At 53.9% G+C, this 976-nt stretch carries 1 protein-coding gene; it reads left to right on the top strand.

Annotation, left to right across the window (positions count from 1 at the left end):
- Positions 1 to 222 precede the first annotated feature (222 nt).
- Positions 223 to 976, top strand: a 754-nt coding sequence (locus QEP11_RS12900) for an IS110 family RNA-guided transposase (protein ID WP_284337061.1), incomplete at its 3' end; no start/stop codon positions are given.

Consider the following 976-nt stretch of genomic DNA (forward strand, 5'->3'; position numbering starts at 1 on the left):
CTTGTATGTTTAAGGGTGTCGGGGTGAGGGCCAAGAGCCGCTATCGGCTGTTCACACAGACCGACCGTGTTAGACCCCTCCCACCCCACCTTTTAGCGTCGATAAGGAACTGAGCAGCGCACTGTCATCTGGCAGTGCGACTGCCGATCTGAAGGCAAGCCAACGCACTCAGGTGGAGCAGAACACCCCGACAGAGACATTTTCTTTGTTGGAGTTGCTTTTATGCAAATGAGCTTTATTGGTGTAGATGTCGCTAAAGCACAGTTGGTCATCAGCATTGATGAGCAAGTGCCCATCGTTGTGAAGAACACGGCCTCGGCCATCTCTGTGTGGTTGTCTTCATTGCCCAAAGATTGCTGCATTGCGATGGAGTCCACAGGGTGCTATCACCAGCAACTGGCACATCTGGCGCAACATGCAGGCTTTGCGGTGTACGTTCTCAACGCCCGCGATGTTTACTTCTATGCTAAAGCTTTGGGTGCGAGGGCCAAGAGCGATGCCGTGGACTGCGTAGTCATTCGGCGCTACGTCCAAAAGCACCATCACAGTTTGTATCCTTGGCAACCTGGCACCAAGGTACAGCAGCAGTTGCATACCTTGCTGACTCGTCGAGCACAAATGGCAGCCCATCAAGCAGCAGTGCGTCAGACACTCAAGCAGGTAGATGTTCTGCAGCCTGATATGGACGCACTCATGCAGTCGTTCACCTGCTTGCTCAAGGCCATAGACCTGCAAGTGCAGCGCTTGATAGAAAGCGATGCGGCTTTACTTGCAGGCAACCAGCGGCTACAGAGCATCACAGGCATCGGCCCTCAAACAAGCGCCTTACTCACTGCTTTGTTCAGCCGTCTGCACTTTACAAACTCTGATGCCCTGGTTGCCTACAGCGGACTGGATCCACGAGCGCATGACTCTGGCACCAAACGGGGTAGACGTCGTTTGAGTAAACGTGGGCCTGCACTGCTTCGTCGGCAGA

Source organism: Comamonas halotolerans (assembly GCF_030162935.1).
GTDB classification, from domain to species: domain Bacteria; phylum Pseudomonadota; class Gammaproteobacteria; order Burkholderiales; family Burkholderiaceae_C; genus Comamonas; species Comamonas halotolerans.